We start from the raw sequence: 24,498 nt of genomic DNA on the forward strand, positions 1-24,498 counted from the left end.
CGAGCGGGCTCAAGCCGCCTTCGCCTGCACCGCATCGCAAAATTCGGCGAGACGATCCGCAAGCCGCAGCGTGGCCGGGCTCGCATCCGGCGCAGCCATCAATGCGACCTCGGTCTTGTTGATCGGTGCAAAACCTTCCTTCGCCGTCAGCACGCGGTGATCGGACTGGATCGACATCTCCGACAGGATGCTCAGCCCCATGCCGGCGGCGACCGCGGCCTGGATGCCGGCGAGGCTCGACGAGGTATAGGCGGTGTGCCAGGCGCGGCCGGCGCTTTCCAGCGCATGGATCGCGCCGGCGCGGTAGATGCAGCCGAGCGGAAAGCCGATCAACGGCACCGAGGGAACGTCGACATCGACGGGATGGCTCTTGCTGGTGACCCAGTGCACCCGCTCCGGCCACACCGCGATCGCGCCGTTCGCGCCGGCCTCGCGCTTGTAGAGCGCAAGGTCGAGCTCGCCGCGCTCGAGATCGCGCGCCAGATGCTTGCTCTGGTCGGCCCGCACGTCGAGCCGCAGGCCCGGATGCGAGCGCGCGAATGCGCCGAGCAGCTTGGTCAGCCGGTACGCCGCGAAATCCTCGGGGATGCCGAGCCGGACCGCGCCTTCGCCACCCGGGCGGCGCAGCACGTCGCGCGCCTCCTCGGCCAGCGAGAGCAGACGGCGCGCATAGGAGAGCAGCCGCTCGCCGGCCTCGGTCGGCCGCACGCTCTTGCCGTCGCGATGCAGCAGCACCTGGCCGATGTCGTCCTCCAGCCGCTTGATCTGCTGGCTGACGGTCGATTGTGTGCGGTGGACGCGCTCGCCGGCGCGGGTGAAGCCGCCGGCCTCGACCACCGAGACGAAGCTGCGCAGCAGCTCGAGATCCAGCATTGCCGCTTCCATTCGAAAATCAACTGATCGGAAGTTAATCATTTAATTTCCAAATGACAAGCGGCGTCCCTAGATCGAGGGCCGGAACAAGAACATCCCGAGAATGCCCCTCATGTCGCTCGCCCCCTCGATTTCGGTCCCAGGCACCCGCTTCAACACGCTGCCGCTCGCCATCGGCCTGTTCTGCCTGCTCTGGAGCTACGCCTTCGTCGCCGGCAAGATCGGCGTCACCCATTGCCCGCCACTGATCCTGCTCGCCGCGCGCTTCTCGCTCGCCGGCATCTTGATCCTGGGCGCAACGTTGATCCGCGGCGCTGCCTGGTCACTCTCCTGGCGCGATGCCGCGATCTTCGCCGTGCTCGGCATCGCCAACAACGCGCTTTATCTCGGTCTCGGCTACACCGGCCTGCAATCGGTCTCCGCCGGCCTCGGCGGCCTGATCGTCTCGGCCAATCCGGTATTCACAGCCGCGTTGGCAGCGTTGCTGCTCGGTGAAGGCATGACCTGGCGCAAGGCAAGCGGCCTCGTCCTCGGCGTCGTCGGCGTGACGGCGATCGTCTGGCACCGCCTGTCGGTCGGCACCGACAGCCTGCACGGCATCGCCTTCACGCTGGCCTCACTGGCCTCGCTCGTCGCCGGCACGATCCTGTTCAAGCTGCTCGCACCGAAGGGCTCCCTGTGGATCGGCAACGGCGTGCAGAACGTCGTCGCCGGCATCGTGCTGACGCCGGTCGCGCTCACTTTCGCCGACATCCACGCCATTGACGTCACGCCGAGCCTGATCGGCGCCTTTGCCTTCCTCGTGCTCGGCGGCTCGATCCTGGCCTACTGGCTCTGGTTTCATCTGCTGAAAGTGAGCGGCGCCACCGCCGCCAGCGCCTATCATTTCCTGATGCCGCCGCTCGGCATGCTGTTCGCGTATCTCGTCCTCGGCGAGCACATCGAGGCGCGCGATCTGCTCGGCATCGTTCCTGTCGCGCTCGGCATCTATCTGGTGACGCGGCCGGCGAGGGTGTCGGCGTGAGCAGGGCGCCACAACCTCAACTGTCATGCCCCGGCTCGACCGGGGCATCCAGTACGCCGCGGCGGTTGTTGTGAGCGAGTTCTCCGACGAAGGCCTCTGGAATACTGGATCGCCCGGTCAAGCCGGGCGATGACGAGCGGAGAGGGATGCGCACGGAGTGACGCGCCCTCAATCCTTCCTGAACACGATCGACGCCATCCATCCCGTCATCAGCGCCATCGCCACGGTGGCGAGGCCGTACAGGAACCCGTTGTGCCGCGCGGTCGTGGCGACGAACTGCTCGAAGCCGATCTTGACGATCTCGAACGCGGTCTCGGTCTTGCCGATGAACGCGCCGTTCGCGAACAGCTTGATCTCGACCTCGTAGGTCCCGATCGGCACCTCCGCCGGCAGCGGAATGCCGGTCCGGAACAGCGTCGGGGTCAGGAACGTGACCGCGCTGCCGTCTTCGCGATAGAGCCCGCGCTGGGTACGCAGGCGGATGAAGGCCGAGCGGAACGCGTCGTTCGGCACCACGTCGGCGAAGTCGCCGCTGACCCGTTGCGTCAGCAGGACGTTGTTCAGCCCGATCTGCTGCCGCCGTGCGATCTCGGGCGAGGTGATCGTTTCGAAGGGACGGTTGGCGAACAGCGCCAGATAGCTCGGCACCTGCAGGAACTGACGGTAGTCGGTGTTGATCCAGATTCCGAAGGTACGTTCCTTCCGCCGCGTCACCATGTCGGCGCGTGGGCCCATCACGGTGACGACGAGATCGTAGGCGGTGCGGTCCGCCGGCGTCGTCGCATCCTTCTCCACCGAGCCGAACAGCACCAGCTCCTCGCCGGAATAGTTCGGCGTCACCGTGACGCGGTGGTTGGAGACCGACACGATCAGCCGCTCGGCGCGTGCGGCGCCGCCGAGCAGCAGGACGAGAAGGATGGCGAGAAGCGTGCGCATCATCCGCTCACTCCGAGCTCGCGGATGGTGAAGAGGTCCGAGGGCTGGATCACCAGCTCGATCGCGAAGCGGATGCCGACCGAGAGGATCAGCAGGCCGAGCAGCAGGCGCAGCTGCTCGCCGCGGATCTTCTGCCCGGCGCGGGCCCCGAACTGCGCACCGGTGACGCCCCCGATCATCAGGATCAGCGCCAGCACGGCGTCGACCAGGTGATTGGTCGCCGCGTGCAGCATGGTCGCGAACAGCATGGTGACCAGCGTCAGCACCATCGAGGTCCCGATCACCGTCGAGGTCGGCACCCGCAAGAGATAGATCATGATCGGCACCAGGATGAAGCCGCCGCCGATGCCCATGATGGCGCCGATGAAGCCGATCACGATGCCGACCACCACCACCGGGATGACCGAGAGATAGATCTTCGAGCGCTTGAACCGCATCTTCAGCGGCAGGCCGTGGATCCAATTGTGCGTGCGGCGTGGCGGCAGCGCGCCGCGCCGGGTCCGCATCAGCGCGCGCAGGCCTTCCGAGAACATCAGGCTGCCGACGGTGGTGAGCAGCACCACGTAAGAGAGCGCGATCATCAGATCGAGCTGGCCGAGCGCACGCAGCTGGGTGAAGGTCCACACGCCGAGCGCCGTGCCGGTCACGCCGCCGCAGAGCAGGACGCTCGCCAGCGCCGGATCGATCGCGCGACGCCGCCAATAGGACAGCGCGCCGGAGAACGAGGAGGCCGCGATGTGGCTGGTGACCGAGGCGACCGCGACCGCGGGCGTGATGCCGATGAATATCAGCAGCGGCGTCATCAGGAAGCCGCCGCCGATCCCGAACATGCCCGAGACGAAGCCGACCGCGGCCCCCATCGCCAGCACCAGCAAGACGTTGACGGGAAGATCGGCGATCGGGAGATAAAGCTGCATCGAAGGGCCACGCTCCGGCGAGACGGACGATTGCGCAAATGCCCGCCGGACGGTCGGAACGATTGCCGCGTCCCTCAATAGCGGAATTCGGCGCGGGGAGGGACCCCAGAATTCCGGCGTGGTGAATGGAGGCGTGAGTGGTGATATCGCGATCGTCACCACAACGAAATCTGCGCTCCCTCCCCCGCGTGCGGGGGAGGGTTGGGGAGAGGGTATCTCCGCAGTGGGACTCCCCAAGAGGAGAGAGCCCCCACCCCTGCCCGGGGCGGCCCAAAAGACCGCCCAAAACCTTGACTGCCCGCCCCTTCCCCCCTATACGTCCGCCCGCTCCCTGCAAGGACAAAAGAATTTGCCCCCGTGGCGCCCAAAATGGCGGCCGCACCCGTTGGGGGTTCGAAGCATAAGGATTTCTACCATGTCTCGCCGCTGCGAACTGACGGCCAAGGGCCCCCTCGTCGGCCACAAGGTCAGCCACTCCAACATCAAGACCAAGCGCCGCTTCCTGCCGAACCTCGTCAACGTGACGTTCATCTCGGAAGCCCTGGAGCGCAACGTGCGCCTGCGTGTCTCCACCAACGCGGTGAAGAGCGTCGACCACAATGGCGGCCTCGATGCCTACCTGCTCAAGGCCAACGCCGACGCGCTCTCCCCGCGCGCCCTCGAGCTGAAGCGCGCCATCCAGAAGAAGGTCGGCCCGTCGACCGCGCCGGCGAAGAAGGCGAGCTGAGTTTTACGGAATTGGGCGGGGGCTAGGTTGCGTCGCGTGGCGTAGGCTTAGCCGAGTAAGAGTTTGCGTTGCGGCCGGATCGGAAGATCCGGCCGCTTTTGTTTTTGGGGAGCGACAACCTAAGGTATCGATCGTTGCCCGCGAATCGCGCAAAAATCCCAAGATTGCTCGCGGTCGAAAGGACGTCAGATGGTGGCGCTCCGTGACTCTGTATTTATTAGTCACGCTACTCCTGAAGATAACGCTTTCACTCTTTGGCTCGGAGGGCGCCTAACCGCTTTGGGCTATCACGTATTCGCCGACATACTTCGCCTCAAAGGCGGAGACGATTGGGAACGCATTCTCGAGGACGCTATCCGACAACGCGCCAAGCGCTTTCTACTCGTTGCGACGCCAGGCGGCATTCAAAAGCAAGGAGTTCGGAACGAGATTAATCTGGCGGTCGAAACCGCTAAAAAGATTGGGGATGGCGGCTTCATTGTACCGCTCCGGCTCGCTGCTTATCCACCACCGCTACAGATTGCGCAGACTCAGTACATAAACTTCGAAAAGGGTTGGGCTCAGGGTCTCGCTGAACTGTTGCCGCTGCTCGAAGAAGCAAACGTTCCTAAGCACACCGCTCCAGAGGAGACAAAGGCTTGGCAAAGCCTTCAGCTCAAAGATGCAAGATCCATAACTAACGGCCCTGAGCAACTCGTCTCCAATTGGTTAAAAGTAACATCTTTGCCGACGTCAATTGCATTCTTCGATTTCAAAAGCGGCATCGCTCTAGGATCAGCACAAAAGGCGCGAGCAGATTGTCCGCTTCCCATCGCGCTTCACAACCGTGGCTTTCTCAGCTTTGCACCGCTGCACCAGTTGCAAGAGTACTTTGGCCCTAACCTTCCCATCGAAGTGATCGATACTTGCGACATAGACACGTTTCTCTCCAAAGGATGGCACTCGCAACATCTCGCGCCGAAAGATTGCCGTCCCAAATTTACCGACATAGTTCGCCGAGCGCTCGACGCTCACTTCAGTTCTAAGGGATTAAGGTCATTTGAGTACGCCAGCGGTCGACTTGCGTGGTGGGCAACCGCACGTCACGCTACGCTAGATCAACACACTTTCGCGTGGGACTCGCTTAGGGGAAGGCGACAGCTTGTTGGCCGATCCGAGAAGCGAGGCTTTTACTGGCACTATGCCGTCAATTGCATAGCGCGAACCAATCCGTTGCGTCACGTCCGCGTTACCGGGCGAGTAGTATTTACCTCAAATGGCTCTGACCTCATTGGAGATACCCGTCGCCTACACCGGATGCGGCGCACATTCTGCAAGGGATGGAGAAATGACAAGTGGCGAGATCTACTTCTCGCGTTCTGGTATTGGATGAGCGATGGAGCAGAATTCCTAGACATTGCACTTGGCGAAGGAAACGCCATGCGTCTAAGTCTTCCTCCTCACCTTTTCACAGCGCCATTTGGGATAAGCTCTCCGTCCGACGCACTTCAAGACGATCAGGACGATGATCTGCTAACTGACTATGACGACGATACAGACGATAGCGAAGAAGGGGATGGGGTTGACTAATGAAAACCTTGAACCTCATCAGACTTGCGGAACCTCAATTAGAATTCAAATACGGACAGACCTTAGTCTACCCTAGGGACGGACTTTACCTCTACGGCCCCGTGGATGGTGGACGGCCCAGTATTCATTATGGCGCGATAGGAACGAAGAGTGGGGTTGAGCGGCTCGGGCGCTGGGCTAAAGCTGTGGCCGGGTTTGTCGATATTCCACCACCCCGCAAGGGCGCTAAAGCGATCGAGCCTCAACATATTCCGTTTCCCGGATTCTCAGCGGCATTCAACTCGAACTGGCCTGTTTACCCGAAGACAGTAATCGACACTATCGACTCTGCAGCGCTTTCTAAAGCGCTCAGAATTTCGAATCGAAACGAAGCAATCAAAGCTGCAGTGGATCTGTATGTGAACGCCTTAGTGGCCCGATGCGACCGAATTGAAGATGCGCCGAGCTTTTGGTTCGTAGTTATTCCCGAAGAAGTTTACGACCTTGGCCGCCCACTTTCTCGCATCCCAACAAAGGAGAAGATTCCAGGCAAAACCCGCATCTCAAGGGCGGAGGCATTAAAGCTTGACAATCAGCCGACTTTATTTGGGTTGGAAGAGGCCGAAGCCGATGTTTACAAGTACGCAACTCACTTTAGGAGACAACTGAAAGCTCGACTCTTGTCTCCCAAGATAGTGACCCAAATTGTTCGAGAGACAACTCTTACACCCGACGATTTCCTAAGGAGCGATGGTCAACGAAAGAGACGCATTGAGGACAACGCGACCGTTGCATGGAAACTGACGACGGGATCCTATTACAAGGCCGGAGGCAGACCTTGGCAATTAGCCGGCGTTCGAGAGGGCGTATGCTACGTAGGCTTGGCGTACAAGAGGCGAGAAGCGACAGCAGATGACGGCTTCGCCTGCTGCGCAGCTCAGATGTTCCTCTCAAGCGGCGAGGGCATCGTCTTCAGAGGCGCATTGGGTCCTTGGTACAACTCGGACACAAAACAATTCCACATTGACGAGCCAGCAGCGAAGCGCTTGATCGAAATGGTGGTTCAGGAATATCGCGATCAGCACAACAATCAACCGCCAAAAGAATCATTCCTGCACGCTAAATCTCACTTCTCCGACGAAGAATGGAGCGGCTTCGCTAGTGGCGCGCCTCCCGAAACCAATGTCGTCGGCGTACAAATCTCAGACGCGCAAGACGCGCTTAAGCTATTTAGGCCCGGTAAGTATCCAGTCCTGCGGGGAACGGCGCTACTCCTTTCTGAAAGCGAGGCCTATGTCTGGACATCTGGATACGCCCCCCGGCTCGATACTTATCTGGGCCCCGAAACACCTAATCCCTTGTTGGTAAGACGACAGCGAGGAAATTGCGAACTAGAAACGATCCTTGAGGACGTGATGAGCCTTACAAAGATCAACTTCAATTCGTGCCTGCACAATGATCGTCTGCCTGTAACCATAAGGTTCGCCGATGCCGTGGGTGAAGTGATCCTTGCGGCGCCCCAGACAAGTGAGCCCAAGCTAGCGTTCAAATATTACATCTAGCGGCAGGGGCTGATCTAAGTCGACCTTGGCAGCAAATTCCGTTGGATCGACTCTACGCTCAGAATTTTAGCTACTTGGGCGACACGTAAAAATGGGAGTTCATATGCCGAGCCGCGCCGAGGTAATTCGCGTTCTCTTGCATCTCCTCAACGAAACAGCACATGGCGAGATCGACGAGATCACCAGCCAAATACTTGAAGGCGCCCGTCATATTTCGGCACAACGGCTCTCTGAGATAGATCAGAAGCTCGACAGTATAATTCGTAGACTTGATCGGCCATTTTGCCAGCTTGCCGAAACCGAGGACAACGCACACGCAAAGTTGATTGTGGGGCTGGGCTCTGGCGCGAGACAGCAGGCCTTAGCCCACTTGAACGACAGCTTGGGCGGAGCTCGACATTTGACGATATGTGATCCCTATCTTCTAAGTTCGCCAGGACGCATATCATCCGAAGAGTATGTGAATGGAATCGAGAGCGCTCTACCGCAGACGCTGAGAGCCGTTGAGATTTTCTCGAAACGGGGCGTACGAAACAAGGATATTGCGGATCGACTAAACCAAATGTTTCGTCGCAGAGATATTAGAGTGAGGATCTACAAAACGGAAGACATCCATGATCGCGTTTGGATCAAGGACTCTCTTGAAGCGTATTCGATCGGAACGTCTTTCAACGGCCTTGGAAACAAATTCACCTTTATTCTTCCCTTACCATCAAGCGACGTCAGGCCCTTCTTATCAGAAATACAAATTCTTAGATCGGAACTGTCATTTTCGAAATCGGTGTAAGTTGTCAGCGAGGAAAGCTATACGACCTCGAAGCATCCAATCCAGCATAGCGTTATCCTAAGCCCGATTTTCCGCTATACTCGCCCCGGTAGCATCCCCCCGAGGCGCATCCGATGGACACCGCGCACACCCCCGACCCCCACCCCTCCCCCAAGAACCTCGTCATCTGCTGTGATGGCACTGGCAACGAGATCTCGGAGAACATCTCCAACGTCCTGAAGCTGTATCGCTGCCTGCGCAAGACCGACAGGACGCAGCCGCGGCAGATGGTGTTTTACGATCCCGGGGTAGGCACGGTGACGGAGCCGACGACGTGGCACCGCCTCAAGGCCAACGTCAACCTGGTGCTGGGGCTCGCCACCGGCTACGGGCTCGATGACAACGTGCTCTCGGCCTATTGCTTCCTGGTCGAGCATTACGCGCCGGGCGACAAGATCTATCTGTTCGGTTTTTCGCGCGGCGCCTACACCGTGCGCGTGCTGGCGGGGCTGATCCACAAGATCGGCCTGATCAGGCCGGAGCAGGCGAACCTCGCTGGGAGCGGCCTCGTCGCCTACAAGCAATATTCCGGCACCGGGCGCGGCAACGACGTCGAGGATCTCAGCGACGTCGCGTTCGACGAGAGCGGGCCGCTGCCGAAGGACGCGTTCGATCTCGCCGCGCAGTTCGCGCGCATCACCTCGACGCGCTGGCCGACCATCCACTTCATCGGCGTGTGGGACACGGTCGCGAGCGTGATCGTGCCGCGCGCCGACCGGCTGTTCTGGCCGAGCCTGGAGGAGCTCGCCTTCACGCTGCGCAACCCGAGCGTCAGGATTTTCCGGCAGGCAATCGCGATCGACGAGCGGCGCTGCATGTTCCGCCTCAAGAAGTACTGGGAGCCGCAGGAGTTCTGGAGCAACCGCTACGTGCCTGATGAGAAGAAGGTGCCGCAGGACATCCTGCAGGTGTGGTTCGCCGGCGTGCACAGCGACGTCGGCGGCGGCTATGCCGAGGCCGAGAGCGGCGAGTCCAAATATCCGCTGCTGTGGATGCTGGATGAGGCGGAGAAGGCGGGGCTGAACTTCAACCCCGCGACCATCAAGCAGCTGGCCTGGGGCATCCCGCGCAAGAACTCGCCGTTTCACTATGTCGCGCCGGCCTATGCCGGCAAGACCGGCGAGCTGCACAATTCGATGACGGCCGCCTGGCGGCTGCTGGAGTACATTCCGAAGAGCGCGAAGTACCGGGAGTGGCCGGAGCGGAAGGTGGTGCTCGGCTTCTACATCCCCGATTGCGAGCCGCGCCTCATTCCCGACGGCGCGCATGTGCACGAGAGCGTGCTGAAGCGGATGGCGGTGGAGCCGGAGTATCGGCCGGTGAACATGCCGAAGGACTACGTGACGGTGCCGATGCCGGTGCCGCCGCGGGTGGAGCCGGCGGGGGAGAGCGTGACGGGGTGATGGGAGCGCACTGCTCTCACCCGCGTCATTGCGAGGAGCCCTTGCGACGAAGCAATCCAGACTAACGCCGCGGATACAGTTCTGGATTGCTTCGCTGCGCTCGCAAAGGGCGGGTTGAGGCAGGCTCGTGCCACACCCTCAGCTGTCGTCCCTGCCTAGTGCGCAATTGCGCACGGGCGCAGGGACCCATAACCACAGGGAGTGGTTTGGCGAAGATTCGACGTTCGGTACTCCAACCACGGATAACCGAGAGATCACGCGGTATGGGTCCCTGCGTTCGCCGGGACGACAGCGGTGTCTGCGGCGCACCGCACCCCGCTACCTTCGCTTTCTTCCGTCGCCGACACTTTTCATTAAAATTCTCCCGCGCGGCTTAGCTTGATCGCATCATCTCCTGCCCATCATGGCCTCTCGAACACGCCACGAAACTTGTGGTTCGGCATGATCTTTCCGGAAAACCGCTTCACACTTTTCCGGATCATGCCGCGAGCGGAGCTGGAGGAGACGTGCCGCAATTCCCACGCAAATATGCCCGCGTGAAGCCGGCCGGGCTGGTGTCGCGCCAGGCCAAGATCATCACCGATGCGCGCGCGCCGGTGATCCCCTGCACGCTGATCGACTATTCGCCCGGCGGGGCCTGCGTCGATCTCGGCGGCCAGGTCAACATCCCCGACCGCTTCGAGCTGCTGCACGTCAACACCAGGAAACGCTGCCGCATCGCCTGGAAGCGCGGCACAAGGGTGGGCGTGGTGTTTTAGGCTTACCCTCCCCTGGAAGGCAGGGCTATCGCATATGGCGCTTTGCGAGACCTGAGCGCGCGCCTCGTCCTTCGAGACGACCGCTTTCGCGGTCTCCTCAGGATGAGGCTAAGCAGCATTGGTGCTCGTTGAAACTTGTGTCGCGCACCTGGTCCTCATCCTGAGGGCCCGCCAACGGCGGGCGTCTCGAAGGATGGCCACAGGCGAAATCGCTCCCATATGCGATTGCCCTGCCCTGGAGGGTGAAGATACTCTACTTCCGCATCCTGGCCTTGGCGCCGGCGATGATCTGCATGGCGACGCCGGCGATCCAACCGATGAAGACGAGCCAGGTCCAGCCCATGTGCGGATCGAGCCGGAGCACGATGACGGCGACGGAGACGAAGGCAGTGAGCGTGGCGAACAACGTGCCGGCGGAGCTCATGAATTCGGCGGCGTCGATCTGGCTGTGCGCGTCGTCGAACGGCATCTGCGGCGTGTCGATGCCGAGATAGAAGCCGACGGCGCCGAGCAGCATCATCAGCAGCAGGAAGCCCTGCGTGGTCAACATCGGAATCGCGGCGCCGACATAGGCGCCGACGAACAGCCCGCACGCGGCGCCCGCCATCGCGAGGCCGACACGCTCGAAGATATGAGCCGTTTTGCGGACAGGATAACGCATGTCGGGCCTCCGTGATGCATCGTGAGACGGAGGTTAGGCCAGATTTACGCGGCGTGGAAGCTGAGGAGAGTTACGGATACAGCCGGTGAACTCCCTCTCTCCGCAAGCGGCAGGGCCATCGCGCATATGGATTTCACGAGGACCGCGGGCTTGCTCCGCCTCTCCCGCTTGCGGGAGAGGCCGACGCGCCCCGGGCGATGCAAAGCATCGTCCCGCGCGCGGCGAGTGAGGGTTCTCACCACTCGGGGACATCCTCCGCAGTTCCTGGCAATCCCAGTGCGGAGACAGCCCCCACCCCAGCCCTCCCCCGCAAGCGGGAGAGGGAGCCGACTGCCAATGCCACCGCATCGTGCACACCATTTGCGACTGCCCTGCCGCAAGCGGGGAGAGGTGAAGAAGCTACCGCGCCCCGAAATTGGTTTTGCCGAACAGCGCCTTTTGCGTGGAGGGCTGCGAGCGCCAATATTGCGGCGGGGCTTCGACCTCGCCGCCGAGCTCGGCGGCGGCGTGCCAGGCCCAGCGCGGGTCGTAGAGCATGCCGCGGGCGAGCGCGACCATGTCGGCCTTCCCGGATGCGACGATCTCCTCGGCCTGCCCGGCTTCCGTGATCAGGCCGACGGCGATGGTGGCAAGGCCGGTCTCGCGCTTGATCGCTTCTGCAAACTGCACCTGATAGCCGGGGCCGAGCGGGATCTTCTGCAGCGGCGAGACGCCGCCGGAGGAGGCATCGATCCAGTCGACGCCGCGCGCCTTCAAGGCGTTGGCGAAGGCGATGGTCTGCGCAAGGTCCCAGCCGCCCTCGACCCAGTCGGTCGAGGACACCCGCATGCCGACCGGCTTGTCCGCGGGGAAGGCGGCGCGCACCGCGTCGAACACCTCGAGCGGAAAGCGCATGCGGTTCTCCAGGCTGCCGCCATATTCGTCGGTGCGCTTGTTGGAGATCGGCGACAGGAATTGATGCATGAGATAGCCGTGCGCGCCATGGACCTCGATGGCGTCGATGCCGAGGCGCGCGGCGCGCTTCGTGCTGTCGACGAAGGCCTCACGGATGCGCTTCAGGCCCGCGGCATCGAGCGCGAGCGGGGCGGCCTCGCCCTCCTTGTGCGGCACGGCGGACGGGCCCACCGTCTGCCAGCCACCTTGGCTTTCCGGAATCAGCTGGCCGCCGTCCCAGGGCCGCGCGCTGCTGGCCTTGCGGCCGGCATGGGCGAGCTGCATCGCGATCGCGGTGGAGCTATGCTTGCGCACCGAGGCGAGGATCGGCGCGAGCGCGGCCTCGCAGGCATCGCTGTAGAGCCCGAGACAGCCCGGCGTGATGCGGCCGATCGCCTCGACATGGGTCGCCTCGATGCAGAACATCGCCGCGCCCGACAGGCTGAGATTGTTGATGTGGGTGAAGTGCCAGTCGTTGGCGACGCCGTCATGGGCCGAATATTGGCACATCGGCGACACCACGAGGCGGTTCTTCAAGGTCAGGCCGCGCAGCTTGATCGGGGAGAACAGGACGGACATGCGGGGGAGTTCCGGGGGATGAGAGGGAGATGGGATCAGTGTAGTGACGGATGCGCGGAATGCCAGCGGGGCGCGGGAATGGCGGGTCGCATCGGCATGCATTCCGGCAATCGTTGGGTGGCGAGGCGACGCTGCGAACTCCGGCCGTCATCCCGGGGCGCGCCTCGCGCGAGCCCGGGATCCATAGCCACAGGATGGAGTCGTGGAGCGAGCTCCCACTCGGAGTTATCGCAAAACTTCCGCCTGTGGGTATGGGTCCCGGGCTCGCGCTGCGCGCGTCCCGGGACGACAGCGTGCCCTACTCGGCCAGCGTGAATTGCAGCAGCAGCGTCCTCTGCAGCATCGAGAAATTGTCGTCGGAGATCAGCGTCAGCACGGTCTCGCCCTCGGGCGTGACGTGGGCGTCGATGCCTTCCATGTTGTCGATCTCGTGGCCGAGATCGGCGACGAACAGCGCGGGGCCGTCGACCAGCGCGCCCGGCGCGATCGCCTTCAGGGGGATCGAGCGGATGCGGATGTTGACGCCGGTGAACCAGGAGAATTTGCGCTCGAGGATCAGCAGCTCACCGGAAGGCAGCAGCACGGCGTCGCTGATGTCGTATTTGTCGATGCGGCGCACGCTGAACTGCCCGGGCGTGGGGCCGCCGATCAGGAATGCCGTCAGATTGCCGTCGGCGTCGAGGCCGCGCTCGGAGAAGGCGATCAGGGTGCCCGCGAGCGCCTGGTCCTTGCCTTTGGGCACGACGACCAGCGCCTCCAGCCCCTTGTTGGAGGGCAGCTTGCGCACGCCCGCCGGCACCGGCATCACCTCGCCGCGGGCGCGCGTGCCGCCCTTGGCAAAATCGTAGCGCAGGATCTGGTTGACGCGCTCAAGCCCGACATAGACGAGGCTGCCGTCGCGCGCGATCGCTTCCGAATCCCACCACAGCCGCTTCTCGGTGATCGGCCGGCCCTCGGCCCCTAACAGCGGCGCGGCTTCGACCTCGTCGAGACCGGTCATCTTGCCGTCGGCATAGCGGATGCGGCCGGTGAACCAGCCGCCCTGGTCGGAGACCGCGAGGAAGCGCTCGCCCCTGGCGTCGAGCCGGATGCCGGACAGGCCGCCGAAGCCGCGATAGGCCGAGGTCAGCACCAGGCCGCTGCGGTACTCCAGCGAGCCGAAGCGCGTGCGCGTGCGGTCGCGCGGCTCGAAATTGGGAATGGCGCGCGCATTGACCTCGACGCTGACCGGATCGGTGACGGCGTTCTCGATCTGAAGCGGGCGCGGCGGCGGCTCGGCCGCAGCTTGCGCCAGCGCGATGCGGGAGGCTGCGAGAGTGGAGAATCCCGCCGCAGCAAGCCCGAGGAAGCTGCGGCGGGATGAATGCGTGCTCACGAATGCAGTTTGCGTCGCGGGCGAGCGGGTGCTTGCGTGGGCGCCGTGGCGGTCTCGCTGAACAGCTCGGCGAGCTTCTCGGTGATGGCGCCGCCGAGCTCCTCGGCATCCACGATCGTTACCGCGCGGCGATAGTAGCGCGTCACGTCATGGCCGATGCCGATCGCGATCAGCTCGACCGGCGAGCGGGTCTCGATCTCCTCGATGATGTGGCGCAGGTGCCGCTCGAGGTAATTGCCGGGATTGACCGACAGCGTGGAATCGTCGACCGGCGCACCGTCCGAGATCATCATCAGGATCTTGCGCTGCTCGGGCCGGCCGAGCAGGCGCTTGTGCGCCCAGTCCAGCGCCTCGCCGTCGATGTTCTCCTTGAGCAGACCCTCGCGCATCATCAGGCCGAGATTCTTTCGCGCACGGCGCCACGGCGCATCCGCGGACTTGTAGATGATGTGGCGCAGATCGTTGAGGCGGCCGGGATTGGCCGGCTTGCCGGCGGCAAGCCACGCCTCGCGCGATTGCCCGCCCTTCCAGGCGCGCGTGGTGAAGCCGAGGATCTCGACCTTGACCCCGCAACGCTCCAGCGTGCGCGCGAGGATGTCGGCGCAGGTGGCCGCGACCGTGATCGGGCGCCCGCGCATCGAGCCGGAATTGTCGAGCAGCAGCGTCACCACGGTGTCGCGGAACGTCGCCTCCTTCTCGTGCATGAAGGACAGCGGATGATAGGGATCGGTGACGACGCGCGACAGGCGCGCGGGGTCCAAAATGCCCTCTTCGAGGTCGAACTCCCAGGCGCGGTTCTGCTGCGCCATCAGGCGGCGCTGCAGGCGGTTGGCGAGGCGGGCGACGATGCCCTGCAGATGCGCGAGCTGCTTGTCGAGATAGGCGCGCAGCCGCTCCAGCTCGTCATGGTCGCAGAGGTCCTCGGCGGCGATCACCTCGTCGAATTTGGGTGCGAAGGCGTGGTATTCCGGCCCGCGCGGCTCGTTCTTGCCGTGCTGGTTTGGACGCGTCGCCTCGCCCGGCGTCTCGTCATCGCCGAGCTCGCCGTCGTCGAAGCTGTCGGAGGTCGAGGCCTGCGCGCTTTCCATCGCGCTCTCGCTCATCTCCTCCGATGTCGCCTGGGCCTGGTCGGCGCTCATCTCCTGCGCGGCATCGGAATCGGGCGACCCTTCCGCGCCGGACTGGTCGTTGTCGCCGTCCTGGTTCTCGTCGTCGTTTTCGTCATCCTCGCTGTCGGCGTTGCGCTCGTCGCCGAGCTCGAGCGCGGTCAGGAGGTCATGCACGGCATCGCCGAACCTGGTCTGGTCCTCGACCAGCGTATCGAGCCGGTCGAGCCGCTTGCCGATCTTGTCTTCGAGGATCGGACGCCAGAGATCGACCATCTTCTTCGCAGCGGTCGGCGGCGCCATGCCGGTCAGGCGCTCGCGCACCAGCATCGCCAGCGCGTCGGCGAGCGGGGCGTCGGCGCGGTCGGTGATCTCGTCGAACTTGCCGCGATGGAAATGGTCGTCGAGCATCGCGGTGAGGTTCTTGGCCACGCCCGCCATGCGGCGCGCGCCGATCGCCTCGACCCGCGCCTGCTCCACCGCCTCGAACACGCCGCGCGCCTGCGGATTGCCCGGCATCAGCTTGCGATGCAGCTTGGCGTCATGACAGGCGAGCTTGAGCGCGATGGAATCGGCATGGCCGCGCACGATCGCGGCATCGCGCTTGGTCATCTTGCGCGCCGGCTCGGGCAGCCGCGCCTTGCCGGGCGCGAGGCCCGGCCGCTCGGCGGCGAAGGAGACGTCGAGCTCCGGCGCCTTGGCGATCGCCTTCAGGCAGGAGGCGACCGAGCGCTTGAACGGCTCGGTCGGCGCTTCCTTGCTGCTGCGGAATTTGGAGTTGGAGGTGGTCATCTGACCCTATCTGTCGTCCCGGCGAACGCCGGGACCATAACCACCGGCCGCTCTTGTGTCAGGAAACTATCAGCGTCGTTTCAATCGAGACATCACGCGGTATGGGTCCCGGCGTTCGCCGGGACGACACACCGAGAGAACTTCAGCTCAGCGCCACGTTGACCGCCGATTCCGGCAGCTCGGCGTTGAAGCAGCGCTGGTAGAACTCGGCGACCAGGGGACGCTCGAGCTCGTCGCACTTGTTGAGGAAGGTGACGCGGAACGCAAAGCCGATATCGCCGAAGATGTCGGCATTCTCCGCCCAGGTGATCACCGTGCGCGGGCTCATCACCGTCGACAGGTCGCCGTTGGCGAAGGCGTTGCGGGTGAGATCGGCAAGGCGCACCATCTTGTTGACGATGTCGCGGCCTTCGCTGGTGCGATAGTGCTTGGCCTTGGCCAGCACGATCTCCACCTCCTCGTCATGGCTGAGATAGTTCAGCGTGGTGACGATCGACCAGCGGTCCATCTGGCCCTGGTTGATCTGCTGGGTGCCGTGATAGAGGCCCGACGTGTCGCCGAGACCGACCGTGTTCGCCGTGGCGAACAGGCGGAACGCCGGATGCGGCTTGATCACCTTGTTCTGGTCCAGCAGCGTCAGGCGTCCGGAGACCTCCAGCACGCGCTGGATCACGAACATCACGTCGGGGCGGCCGGCGTCGTATTCGTCGAACACCAGCGCGACGTTGTGCTGCAGCGCCCAGGGCAGGATGCCGTCGCGGAATTCGGTGACCTGCTTGCCGTCGCGGACCACGATGGAATCCTTGCCGACGAGATCGATACGGCTGATGTGGCTGTCGAGGTTGACGCGCACGCAGGGCCAGTTCAGGCGGGCTGCGACCTGCTCGATATGGGTGGATTTGCCGGTGCCGTGATAGCCGGTCACCATGACGCGGCGGTTGCGGGCAAAGCCGGCGAGAATGGCGAGCGTGGTGGCGCGGTCGAAGCGGTAATCGGAATCGACTTCGGGCACATGAGGATCGACTTCGGAATAGGCGGGGACTTCGAGATCGCTGTCGATCCCGAACACCTGGCGCACCGACACCTTCATGTCGGGCAGACCGGAAACTTCCTCAACTTTGGACATGGCGGCGGTCGTCATCAATCCTCCGAGGTCCCGGGCGGTCCCGAAACCGGTTATTCGCACGTTGGCTGCGGCTGGGTGCTGAAACTCAACCTAGCAGAGACAGATGGCCGGCAGAAGCCCGCCCGCCAATCAAAGTTCCGTTGTCTTTTCATTTAGATAGGCAAGGATCGCAGTTTTTGGAGGTCTGCCTTGCGAATCATGCCCAAATTCAGGCGGGTTCGCGGGTGACCCGCCCACGCGAATGGCGCTTTGGCCGCGCGCCCCTACTTATGTAGGGTCGGAAAGCCCCGTGCTCCAGCCCGCCAGAGACGACGTGACGTCCTTTCTCGATCCCCTCATCTCCTTCGTCTCCGCCCATCCGTGGCTGGCCTATCTGACCCTGTTCCTGGCGGCGCTGCTCGAGGCCGTCCCGGTGGTGGGCTCGGTGATCCCCGGCTCGACCATCATCCTGGCGCTGAGCGCGTTGGTGCCGGGCGGCGAACTCAAGCTGCAATGGGTGTTGCTGGCGGCCGCGCTCGGCGCAGTGCTCGGCGACGGCTCGGCCTACTGGATCGGTCACCGGCGCCAGCGCGAGATCCTCAACACCTGGCCGCTGACCAACTACCCGCGCGTGGTCGCCGAGAGCGAGAGCTTCTTCAACCGCTTCGGCACCTGGGCCGTGTTCTTCGCCCGCTTCGTGCCGCCGATCCGTGCCTTCGTGCCGGTCACGGCCGGCGCGCTGGGGATGACGCCCGCGAGGTTCTACGCGGTGAACATCCCGGCGATCCTGGCCTGGGCGCCCGCCCATGTGCTGCCGGGCGTGCTGGCGGTGTCGGCGCTGCACGAATATGCCGGGTTGCATTATCATGGGCATGTCGGCAAGCACGTCTGGATGCTGACCGTGGTTGGGGTGGCGGCCGTCCTGGGGATGGCGGTGTGGATTTATCGCCGGCGGCAGAATGGCGTCGTCGCAGAGGCGAAGCCGCGGGGGTAACGGCATCAAGAAGCCCCTGCATCTTATCGCCGGACCTATAATGCGATACAGTGTAACCCATCACGCCGGGGACATGTCCGATGACGCGTCCGCAAAAAGGATGAAAATGGTGCACCAACGGCGGCGCACGAGGGAGTTGCGCGAAGTGCGCCTCGTGTTGGCCGATGCCCGTTCGCGATCAGTTCAGCGGCGAGTGGCGAAGCAGGTTGCCAGCCTCGCTTCCGAACGCGAGCTCGACGCGCTCCAGTGGATCGAGCAGGTCTCCGAGTTTGATGCAGATGCAACGCGGTGACGTGGTTGGGACCGGCGACTCTGGCAAGCTTGTGTTTGGCGCTAAGACGCTTCCGGTGGGAGAATAGTTGCTAGGCTTTCTTCTATATCCACACCATACAGGTATCCGAGCAGCGCAAGCTGCTGGCCGAAGACGGCACGGAGTTTTCCCAATTCAATGAAGAACTGCTCCTGCTCCCAGATATAGTCGCCTCGCATCATTCCTCGGTCGTTTTCGTAAGCCTTTGCACTGGTGAGCGTTAGGAAATCCCGGCATGACGCTCGCATAATGCGCAAAGCGTCTTTCGCAGGTGAATTGTCACCGACCCGCTTGAGGCCGTTTGTCAGCTCGTCTCGGATTTTGAGGAGTGATTGGACGACGTGGCTGGGTTCTTCCCAGACGGCTTGCGAGTACAAGGCTCGCTTGTCCTCAAGAGCCGTGATGATGTCCCGTACGACCACGCGTTCCGGTTCGGGGGCTTTCCAGCTCATCCCGAAGCCGAGCGCGGAAATACCGGCGATGCGACTGACCAGCGACTGTGACTGCACCTTAGCGCGTTTGGCTCTCATGCTTCCGCCTCCAACCCGAGGTAGAATACCCCGCCTCCGACGAAGAAGTCGACGATCAAGGACGGAGCCCCCAGGCCGCCAAACCGAGTACGGCCAGCATGATGATGACGAAAGCCGAAATGCCGAGCGGGCCTTCGGCCTCCCCCTCGACAAACCGGAATATCCTCACCACTAGGCGGTTTCGTCTGGTTGACATGGTGGGTCTCTAAGAAGCGCTTCTAGATGCTCATCATCGGCCGACGCCTGTCGAACCGACATACCGAAGCGCGATGTTAAGTGAGCCCGGGCGGCGTCAACCGCGATCAGACCCCTTTGTCTCACGGCGACGAAGCGAGGGCGACTCATAAAGGCCCCGAAATAATGAGTCAGGATTGTAGAGGGGCATCAGCAAGCTTTACGTAAAAAGCTCGCAAGCTGGAGAGGTCAGGAGCCCCCCACCCTCCGCCCCGGCGCCGGCCCGACATACCTGGCCCTTGGCCTGATCAACTTCCCGAACTGCAATTGCTCGCTGGCATGGGCGATCCAGCCGACGCTGCGGGCCATCGCGAACAGAGCGAGCTCGCTGCCTCCTGGCAGGCGCAGGGCGTGCACGAGCACGGCGAGCGCATAGTCGATGTTGACGAACTCGCCGGTGGCTTCCGCGATGCGCTCCGGCACCTCGCGGGTGAATTTGCGCGGCGCGCCGGCGCGCGTCAGTGCGTTCAGCAGCGACTGCGCGCGCGGATCGCCGCGCTTGTAGACGCCGTGGCCGAAGCCGGCAAAACGCTCGCCGAGCGCGACGCGCTCGCGCACCATGGGCTCGACGTCGCGGTCGATCAGCGTCTTGACGAGTTGCGAGGCCAGCACGCCGGCGCCGCCATGCTGCGGCCCTTTCAACGCGGCAAGGCCGGCGATGACGGCATCGTACAGGTTGAGGCCGGTCGAGGCCGCGCAGCGCGCGGTGAAGGTCGAGGCGTTCAGCTCGTGATCGGCGAGCAGGACGAGGGCGCGGCGGATCAGGTCGGGCGCATGCTTGTGGTCCGGCGCCCAGGCGGTTGCGACCTGCTGATGCAACGGCTCGGCCGAGGGCTCGGCATTGAGCATGGTCGCCACCAGCAGCCGGACGATGCGCGCGCCCACCATGGCGCGGCCGTCGGGCGCGCGGGTGAAGGCGCGGGGATCGGCGCTGGCGGCCAGCGCGAACACGGCGATGGCGCGGTCGATCGGCGCCGCGCGGCGTGCGGCCGCGGCGATCGCACGCATCTCCTCGGAGAGCTCAGGTTGGTTGTCGGCGGCGAAAGGATCGACGTCGGAGACATCCCAGAGCAGCGTCGCGGCGTGCTCCAGCGTGCCGTTCTCGGAGAGATCGACGCAGTTGACGCCGCGATAGATCGCGCCCTCCTCCGTGATGGTCGAGATCTCGGTGTCCATCACCGGCAGGTCGGCATCGAAGCTGCGCAGGCCGCGCGGCTCCGGCGACGGCACCCGGCGCTCCTTCAGCGCCCGGACATCCTCGGCGCGGTAGCGGTTCTTCCGCGAATCCGGCGTCGGCTCGGAGCGGATCAAACCGCGGCTGACATAGGCGTAGAGCGTGGCCGGCGAGATCGCGAGCTCGGCCGCGGCCTCCCGAGCGGAGAGATAGAGTCCTTCCGGATTTTTCATATTGATTGATGTAATCAAGATTGATCAATGTGTCGAGAGGCCTGACCTTAGCTGCTCCCGTGAACAGGAGATTTGGGCCATGAATATCCACCTCACCAAGAGCCAGATCGGGTTGGACGGCGTTCCCGCGGCCGAGACCGTGCTGAGCCATGTCGATGGCGAGCGCGGCGAGCTGATCATTGCCGGCGAGCATGTCGGCCGGCTGGCGAGCCAGTCGAGCTTCGAGGGCGTCACGGCACGGCTCTGGAACGGCGCCAGCAAGACCGGCTTGAGCGAAGCCAACGTGCGCGCGAGCCTGGGCGCGGCGCGCGAGCGCGCCTTCGCACGCCTGCCGGACCTGCTGCCGCCCACGCGCGGCATGGGCATCATCGACGGATTTCGCGCCGCGGTCGCGGGGCTTCGCGCCGAGCATGGCCTTGCGCATGAAGCCACCATCGTCGGCGCGTTTCCGGTGATCGCCGGCGCGCTGGTCCGCCGCGCCAAGGGGCTCGATCCGGTCGCACCCGACCCGAATGCGAGCCATGCCGCCGATACGCTGCGCATGCTGCGCGGCACATCGCCTGAACCGCGCGAGGTCGCCGCGCTCGACGCCTATTTCGTCACGGTCTGCGATCACGGCATGAACGCATCGACCTTCGCCACGCGCGTGGTGGCCTCCACGCAGGCCGATCTGTTCGCCGCCGTCACCGCTGGCTATTGCGCACTCACCGGCCCCCTCCACGGCGGTGCGCCGGAGCCGGTGCTGGAAATGCTCGACGCGATCGGCACGAACGAGCGGATCAAGCCGTGGGTCGATGCGGCGCTGGCCCGCGGCGAGCGGCTGATGGGCTTCGGCCATCGCGTCTATCGCGTGCGCGATCCGCGCGCCGACGTGCTGAAGGCGGCGATCGAGCGGCTCTCGGCTGATGGCGCCGACCTGCCGTTCGCCGGCGAGGTCGAGGCCTATATCCGCAGCGCGCTGCGCAAGAAGAATCCGGAGCGGCCGCTGGAGACCAATGTCGAGTTCTTCACCGCGATCCTGCTCGATGCGCTGGCGATCCCACGACAGGCGTTCACGCCGATCTTCGCAGTGGCACGCGCCGCTGGCTGGACCGCGCATGCGCGCGAGCAGCAGCGCACCGGGCGGCTGATCCGGCCGAGCTCATCGTATGTCGGGGCGATGCCGGAGGCGTGAGATATCGCTGAGCGTTCTTCCCCTCTCCCCTTGTGGGAGAGGGTGTCTCGCCGCGCAGCGGCGAGACGGGTGAGGGGTTCTCTCCGCGAGTACCCTCATGAGTTGGAATATGCGGAAGCAACCCCTCATCCGGCGCTTCGCGCCACCTTCTCCCACAAGGGGAGAAGGAAGAAGAGGCTTACGCCTCGCGCACCACGGTCTTCAGATAATTATACGCCTTGATGATCTCGATCAGGCGATCCTCGGTGGAGCGGTCGCCGCCATTGGCGTCGGGGTGGTGCTGCTTCACCAGCGCCTTGTACTTGGTCTTGACGTCGGCGAGCGTGGCGCTGGGGCCGAGGCCCATGACCAGCAGCGCCTTGCGCTCGGCGTTCATCACCTTGCGCGTCTCGGCCTTGGGCGCAGCTTCCGGGCCCTTGCGCCAGCTGGCGCGGCCGTTGATCTCGCTGAACATGCTGAACGGATCGGACGCCATGTCGATCTCGGCTTCCGCGCCCTTCTTGCCGCCATTGGCGCCCATCTTCCAGGTCGGGCGGTGACCGGTCAGCGCATCCTTCTGGTAGCGCGCGACGGCGTCGGCGTTCATGCCGGAGAAGAAATTGTAGTTCTGGTTGTACTCGCGCACGTGATCCAGGCAGAAGTGCCAGTACTCGCGCTGGTTCTCGCGGCCCTTGGGCGCACGATGCGCGCCCTTGTTCTGGCACCCCGCCCACTCGCAGCCGACGGCGGTGTCGCGCGGCTTCACGTCCGGCTGCTTGCCCCGCGGCTTGACGCGGATGGAGTCGAAGAATTTTGATGAATCGATCGGCATGGCTGACTTTGACTACGCAATGCAAAAACGTTCAAGTCTTGACATTGCAATTCGCCGCAAACCCGGCAATTAACGGGGCGAGATCTCCGCACCCGAATGGCACAACATGGCTATGCGCGACACTATCAGCAACAAGTTGCAGGAAGCTTTCACGCCGGAAAGCCTGCAAGTCGTCGACGAGTCACATTTGCATGAGGGCCATTCCGGCCATCGGCCGGGCGGTGAGACACACTTCCGCGTCTATATCGTGTCTGCGGCCTTCAAAGGGAAGAGCCGGGTCGAGCGCCATCGCATGATAAATTCGGCGCTGGCCGCGGAACTCGCCGGCCGCGTGCACGCGCTGGCGATCCAGGCCAAGGCGCCGGGGGAAGGCTAGCCGCAAAACTCCGCTGTCATGCCCCGCCTAGTGCGCAATTGCGCACGGGGGCGGGGCATCCAGTACTCCGAGACAGTGCGGCTAGAAGCGAGCCGCCGCGGCGTACTGGATCGTCCGCCTTCGCGGACGATGACAGTTGCCATACGTCAAAACGACGTCCCCGCCCGTCTCGGCTTCGCCTCTTCCAGCTCCGCCTCGCGTGCGACCGGCGAAATACGGAGCGCGGTGATGCGGTTGCGCTCACGGCGGAGCACGCGGAAGCGGAAGCCGTGGAAGGTGAAGCTCTGGCCCCGGTCGGGGATCGAGCGCGCCTCGTGAATGACGAGGCCGGCGACCGTCGTTGCCTCTTCATCGGGCAGGTGCCAGTCGAGCGCGCGGTTGAGATCGCGGATCGGCACCGAGCCGTCGACCACGACCGAGCCGTCGGGTTGACGGCGCACGCCGGCGACCACCACGTCGTGCTCGTCGGAGATGTCGCCGACGATCTCCTCCAGAATGTCTTCCAGCGTCACGAGGCCTTCGACCTCGCCGTACTCGTCGACGACGAGCGCGAAATGGGTCTTGCGACGGCGGAACGCCTTGAGCTGCTGGGAGATCGGCCGCATTTCCGGCACGAACCAGGGTGGCAGCATGATGGTGGTGACGTCGATGCGCGAGGTGTCGCCCTCCGAGGCGCGGATGGCCCGCAACAGATCCTTGGCGTGCAGGATGCCGATGATGTTCTCCGACTTGTCGCGCCACAGCGGAATGCGGGTGTATTCGGTGGCCAGCACCTCACGCACCAGTTCCTCCGGCGGCAGGTCGGCGTTGATCATCACCATGGCGGTGCGGTGAACCATCACGTCGGACACCGCCAGCTCGCCGAGGCGGAAGACGTTGTGAATGTATTCGGCCTCGCCGCTCTCGATCTTGCCGTGCACGGCCGATTCCTCGACCAGGCCCTCGATCTCGGAATCCGTCAGGATCTCGTGCTGCGAAAACTCCTGGACCCCGATCAGACGCAGGATCGCGCTCGACGCTGCGTTGAGACACCAGCTGAGCGGATAGAACACCAGGTAGGAAACATGCAGCGGATAGGCGATCCACTGCGACACCGGCATCGGTTCCCTGATCGCGAGCGTCTTCGGCACCTGCTCGCCGATGATGATATGCAGCGACGAGAACACCAGGAAACCCGCCACGAACGAGACGAAGTGGAGCGTAGCCTCCGACAGACCGAGCGGCTCGAGGATCGGGCTCAGCAGCGCCGACACGGTCGGCTCGCCGATCCAGCCAAGACCGAGCGACGCCATGGTGATGCCGAGCTGGCAGCAGGCGAGATAGGATTCGATGTTTCCCATCATGGTCTGCAGCAGGCGCGCGCCGAAGCAGTTCTGCTCGACCATGGCCTTGACGCGAAAGCCGCGGCTCTTCACCAGCGCAAATTCCGCCGCCACGTAGAACGCGTTGGCGGCGAGCAGGAGCACCGCCAGCAGCAGATTGATCGAGATCGAATTCATGTTTGCCTCGCAACCGCTCCGGCATTCCCCGCCGTTGC

Annotated in this window: 23 protein-coding genes; 11 read left to right on the forward strand and 12 right to left on the reverse strand. The window is 63.7% G+C overall.

Annotated features, from left to right (window positions below):
• Window positions 1–9: 9 nt before the first annotated feature.
• A complete protein-coding gene (locus DCM79_RS03715) occupies window positions 10–873 on the reverse strand; it encodes a LysR family transcriptional regulator (protein WP_257178691.1) in 864 nt (287 codons plus the stop codon).
• Between the two features lie 112 nt (window positions 874–985).
• On the opposite strand from DCM79_RS03715, the gene DCM79_RS03720 reads away from it, so the two are divergent.
• Window positions 986–1,897 carry a DMT family transporter gene (locus tag DCM79_RS03720; RefSeq protein ID WP_257178692.1) on the forward strand — a complete coding sequence of 304 codons (912 nt, stop codon included), beginning with the start codon at window positions 986–988 and terminating at the stop codon, window positions 1,895–1,897.
• Window positions 1,898–2,065: 168 nt separating this feature from the next.
• Here DCM79_RS03720 and DCM79_RS03725 read toward each other — a convergent pair whose 3' ends face one another.
• Window positions 2,066–2,836 carry a TIGR02186 family protein gene (locus tag DCM79_RS03725; RefSeq protein ID WP_257178693.1) on the reverse strand — a complete coding sequence of 257 codons (771 nt, stop codon included), beginning with the start codon at window positions 2,834–2,836 and terminating at the stop codon, window positions 2,066–2,068.
• Window positions 2,833–3,750, reverse strand: a complete 918-nt coding sequence (locus DCM79_RS03730; protein WP_028134026.1) for a sulfite exporter TauE/SafE family protein — start codon at window positions 3,748–3,750, stop codon at window positions 2,833–2,835. The genes DCM79_RS03725 and DCM79_RS03730 overlap by 4 nt, the downstream gene beginning before the upstream one ends.
• Before the next feature lie 415 nt (window positions 3,751–4,165).
• On the opposite strand from DCM79_RS03730, the gene rpmB reads away from it, so the two are divergent.
• From rpmB to DCM79_RS03760, 6 genes are all read left to right on the forward strand, one after another.
• A complete protein-coding gene (gene rpmB / locus DCM79_RS03735; protein WP_257178694.1) occupies window positions 4,166–4,477 on the forward strand; it encodes a 50S ribosomal protein L28 in 312 nt (103 codons plus the stop codon).
• Between the two features lie 189 nt (window positions 4,478–4,666).
• On the forward strand, window positions 4,667–6,046 hold the full coding sequence (locus tag DCM79_RS03740) for a toll/interleukin-1 receptor domain-containing protein (RefSeq protein WP_257178695.1): 1,380 nt from the start codon (window positions 4,667–4,669) through the stop codon (window positions 6,044–6,046).
• A complete protein-coding gene (locus tag DCM79_RS03745) occupies window positions 6,046–7,587 on the forward strand; it encodes a hypothetical protein (protein WP_257178696.1) in 1,542 nt (513 codons plus the stop codon). The genes DCM79_RS03740 and DCM79_RS03745 overlap by 1 nt, the downstream gene beginning before the upstream one ends.
• Before the next feature lie 103 nt (window positions 7,588–7,690).
• On the forward strand, window positions 7,691–8,374 hold the full coding sequence (locus tag DCM79_RS03750; protein ID WP_257178697.1) for a hypothetical protein: 684 nt from the start codon (window positions 7,691–7,693) through the stop codon (window positions 8,372–8,374).
• Window positions 8,375–8,487: 113 nt separating this feature from the next.
• Window positions 8,488–9,816, forward strand: coding sequence for a DUF2235 domain-containing protein (locus DCM79_RS03755; RefSeq protein ID WP_257178698.1), 1,329 nt, complete (start codon window positions 8,488–8,490; stop codon window positions 9,814–9,816).
• Window positions 9,817–10,322: 506 nt separating this feature from the next.
• Window positions 10,323–10,574: a PilZ domain-containing protein gene (locus tag DCM79_RS03760; RefSeq protein ID WP_257178699.1), complete on the forward strand. Its 252-nt coding sequence runs from the start codon at window positions 10,323–10,325 to the stop codon at window positions 10,572–10,574.
• A gap of 253 nt (window positions 10,575–10,827) precedes the next feature.
• Here the strand turns inward: DCM79_RS03760 and DCM79_RS03765 are convergent, their stop codons facing one another.
• From DCM79_RS03765 to cobS, 5 genes are all read right to left on the reverse strand, one after another.
• On the reverse strand, window positions 10,828–11,235 hold the full coding sequence (locus DCM79_RS03765) for a hypothetical protein (protein WP_257178700.1): 408 nt from the start codon (window positions 11,233–11,235) through the stop codon (window positions 10,828–10,830).
• A 399-nt stretch (window positions 11,236–11,634) separates the two neighbouring features.
• A complete protein-coding gene (locus DCM79_RS03770) occupies window positions 11,635–12,747 on the reverse strand; it encodes an NADH:flavin oxidoreductase/NADH oxidase (RefSeq protein WP_257178701.1) in 1,113 nt (370 codons plus the stop codon).
• Between the two features lie 298 nt (window positions 12,748–13,045).
• Window positions 13,046–14,122: an esterase-like activity of phytase family protein gene (locus DCM79_RS03775; protein ID WP_257178702.1), complete on the reverse strand. Its 1,077-nt coding sequence runs from the start codon at window positions 14,120–14,122 to the stop codon at window positions 13,046–13,048.
• On the reverse strand, window positions 14,119–16,020 hold the full coding sequence (gene cobT, locus DCM79_RS03780; RefSeq protein WP_257178703.1) for a cobaltochelatase subunit CobT: 1,902 nt from the start codon (window positions 16,018–16,020) through the stop codon (window positions 14,119–14,121). Before cobT ends, DCM79_RS03775 begins: the two co-directional genes overlap by 4 nt.
• Window positions 16,021–16,162: 142 nt before the next feature.
• Window positions 16,163–17,146 (reverse strand): cobaltochelatase subunit CobS, encoded by a 984-nt coding sequence (gene cobS, locus DCM79_RS03785; protein ID WP_373568102.1) that lies wholly within the window; start codon window positions 17,144–17,146, stop codon window positions 16,163–16,165.
• A 313-nt stretch (window positions 17,147–17,459) separates the two neighbouring features.
• On the opposite strand from cobS, the gene DCM79_RS03790 reads away from it, so the two are divergent.
• Window positions 17,460–18,119: a DedA family protein gene (locus DCM79_RS03790; RefSeq protein WP_257178704.1), complete on the forward strand. Its 660-nt coding sequence runs from the start codon at window positions 17,460–17,462 to the stop codon at window positions 18,117–18,119.
• 73 nt (window positions 18,120–18,192) lie between these two features.
• Window positions 18,193–18,411 (forward strand): hypothetical protein, encoded by a 219-nt coding sequence (locus tag DCM79_RS03795; protein ID WP_257178705.1) that lies wholly within the window; start codon window positions 18,193–18,195, stop codon window positions 18,409–18,411.
• A 41-nt stretch (window positions 18,412–18,452) separates the two neighbouring features.
• Here DCM79_RS03795 and DCM79_RS03800 read toward each other — a convergent pair whose 3' ends face one another.
• Both DCM79_RS03800 and DCM79_RS03805 read right to left on the reverse strand, forming a co-directional pair.
• Window positions 18,453–18,959 (reverse strand): DUF6650 family protein, encoded by a 507-nt coding sequence (locus tag DCM79_RS03800; RefSeq protein ID WP_257178706.1) that lies wholly within the window; start codon window positions 18,957–18,959, stop codon window positions 18,453–18,455.
• A gap of 423 nt (window positions 18,960–19,382) precedes the next feature.
• Complete coding sequence (locus tag DCM79_RS03805) at window positions 19,383–20,600, reverse strand: citrate synthase family protein (RefSeq protein WP_257178707.1); 1,218 nt, start codon at window positions 20,598–20,600, stop codon at window positions 19,383–19,385.
• A gap of 79 nt (window positions 20,601–20,679) precedes the next feature.
• Between DCM79_RS03805 and DCM79_RS03810 the strand changes: the two genes are divergently transcribed.
• On the forward strand, window positions 20,680–21,774 hold the full coding sequence (locus DCM79_RS03810; RefSeq protein WP_257178708.1) for a citrate synthase/methylcitrate synthase: 1,095 nt from the start codon (window positions 20,680–20,682) through the stop codon (window positions 21,772–21,774).
• Window positions 21,775–21,952: 178 nt separating this feature from the next.
• Here the strand turns inward: DCM79_RS03810 and DCM79_RS03815 are convergent, their stop codons facing one another.
• Window positions 21,953–22,585 carry a J domain-containing protein gene (locus DCM79_RS03815; RefSeq protein WP_028139023.1) on the reverse strand — a complete coding sequence of 211 codons (633 nt, stop codon included), beginning with the start codon at window positions 22,583–22,585 and terminating at the stop codon, window positions 21,953–21,955.
• 106 nt (window positions 22,586–22,691) lie between these two features.
• Here DCM79_RS03815 and DCM79_RS03820 point away from each other — a divergent pair, with 106 nt between their 5' ends.
• Window positions 22,692–22,961, forward strand: coding sequence for a BolA family transcriptional regulator (locus tag DCM79_RS03820; protein ID WP_257178709.1), 270 nt, complete (start codon window positions 22,692–22,694; stop codon window positions 22,959–22,961).
• 146 nt (window positions 22,962–23,107) lie between these two features.
• On the opposite strand, the gene DCM79_RS03825 is transcribed toward DCM79_RS03820, so the two are convergent.
• Window positions 23,108–24,460: a hemolysin family protein gene (locus DCM79_RS03825; RefSeq protein WP_257178710.1), complete on the reverse strand. Its 1,353-nt coding sequence runs from the start codon at window positions 24,458–24,460 to the stop codon at window positions 23,108–23,110.
• Window positions 24,461–24,498: the final 38 nt, after the last annotated feature.

Origin of the sequence: Bradyrhizobium sp. WBOS07 (assembly GCF_024585165.1) — a bacterium.
Taxonomy (GTDB): Bacteria; Pseudomonadota; Alphaproteobacteria; order Rhizobiales; family Xanthobacteraceae; genus Bradyrhizobium; species Bradyrhizobium japonicum_B.

What these genes read in the sequence shown, in the direction of transcription:
- DCM79_RS03755 (WP_257178698.1), top strand. Translation starts at nt 8,488, where the DNA reads ATGGACACCGCGCACACCCCCGACCCCCACCCCTCCCCCAAGAACCTC.
- DCM79_RS03720 (WP_257178692.1), top strand. Translation starts at nt 986, where the DNA reads ATGTCGCTCGCCCCCTCGATTTCGGTCCCAGGCACCCGCTTCAACACG.
- DCM79_RS03820 (WP_257178709.1), top strand. Translation starts at nt 22,692, where the DNA reads ATGGCTATGCGCGACACTATCAGCAACAAGTTGCAGGAAGCTTTCACG.
- DCM79_RS03745 (WP_257178696.1), top strand. Translation starts at nt 6,046, where the DNA reads ATGAAAACCTTGAACCTCATCAGACTTGCGGAACCTCAATTAGAATTC.
- DCM79_RS03725 (WP_257178693.1), bottom strand. Translation starts at nt 2,836, where the DNA reads ATGATGCGCACGCTTCTCGCCATCCTTCTCGTCCTGCTGCTCGGCGGC.
- DCM79_RS03825 (WP_257178710.1), bottom strand. Translation starts at nt 24,460, where the DNA reads ATGAATTCGATCTCGATCAATCTGCTGCTGGCGGTGCTCCTGCTCGCC.
- DCM79_RS03730 (WP_028134026.1), bottom strand. Translation starts at nt 3,750, where the DNA reads ATGCAGCTTTATCTCCCGATCGCCGATCTTCCCGTCAACGTCTTGCTG.
- rpmB (WP_257178694.1), top strand. Translation starts at nt 4,166, where the DNA reads ATGTCTCGCCGCTGCGAACTGACGGCCAAGGGCCCCCTCGTCGGCCAC.
- DCM79_RS03810 (WP_257178708.1), top strand. Translation starts at nt 20,680, where the DNA reads ATGAATATCCACCTCACCAAGAGCCAGATCGGGTTGGACGGCGTTCCC.
- DCM79_RS03715 (WP_257178691.1), bottom strand. Translation starts at nt 873, where the DNA reads ATGCTGGATCTCGAGCTGCTGCGCAGCTTCGTCTCGGTGGTCGAGGCC.
- DCM79_RS03805 (WP_257178707.1), bottom strand. Translation starts at nt 20,600, where the DNA reads ATGAAAAATCCGGAAGGACTCTATCTCTCCGCTCGGGAGGCCGCGGCC.
- cobS (WP_373568102.1), bottom strand. Translation starts at nt 17,146, where the DNA reads ATGTCCAAAGTTGAGGAAGTTTCCGGTCTGCCCGACATGAAGGTGTCG.
- DCM79_RS03765 (WP_257178700.1), bottom strand. Translation starts at nt 11,235, where the DNA reads ATGCGTTATCCTGTCCGCAAAACGGCTCATATCTTCGAGCGTGTCGGC.
- DCM79_RS03740 (WP_257178695.1), top strand. Translation starts at nt 4,667, where the DNA reads ATGGTGGCGCTCCGTGACTCTGTATTTATTAGTCACGCTACTCCTGAA.
- DCM79_RS03770 (WP_257178701.1), bottom strand. Translation starts at nt 12,747, where the DNA reads ATGTCCGTCCTGTTCTCCCCGATCAAGCTGCGCGGCCTGACCTTGAAG.
- DCM79_RS03750 (WP_257178697.1), top strand. Translation starts at nt 7,691, where the DNA reads ATGCCGAGCCGCGCCGAGGTAATTCGCGTTCTCTTGCATCTCCTCAAC.
- DCM79_RS03815 (WP_028139023.1), bottom strand. Translation starts at nt 22,585, where the DNA reads ATGCCGATCGATTCATCAAAATTCTTCGACTCCATCCGCGTCAAGCCG.
- cobT (WP_257178703.1), bottom strand. Translation starts at nt 16,020, where the DNA reads ATGACCACCTCCAACTCCAAATTCCGCAGCAGCAAGGAAGCGCCGACC.
- DCM79_RS03800 (WP_257178706.1), bottom strand. Translation starts at nt 18,959, where the DNA reads ATGAGAGCCAAACGCGCTAAGGTGCAGTCACAGTCGCTGGTCAGTCGC.
- DCM79_RS03795 (WP_257178705.1), top strand. Translation starts at nt 18,193, where the DNA reads ATGTCCGATGACGCGTCCGCAAAAAGGATGAAAATGGTGCACCAACGG.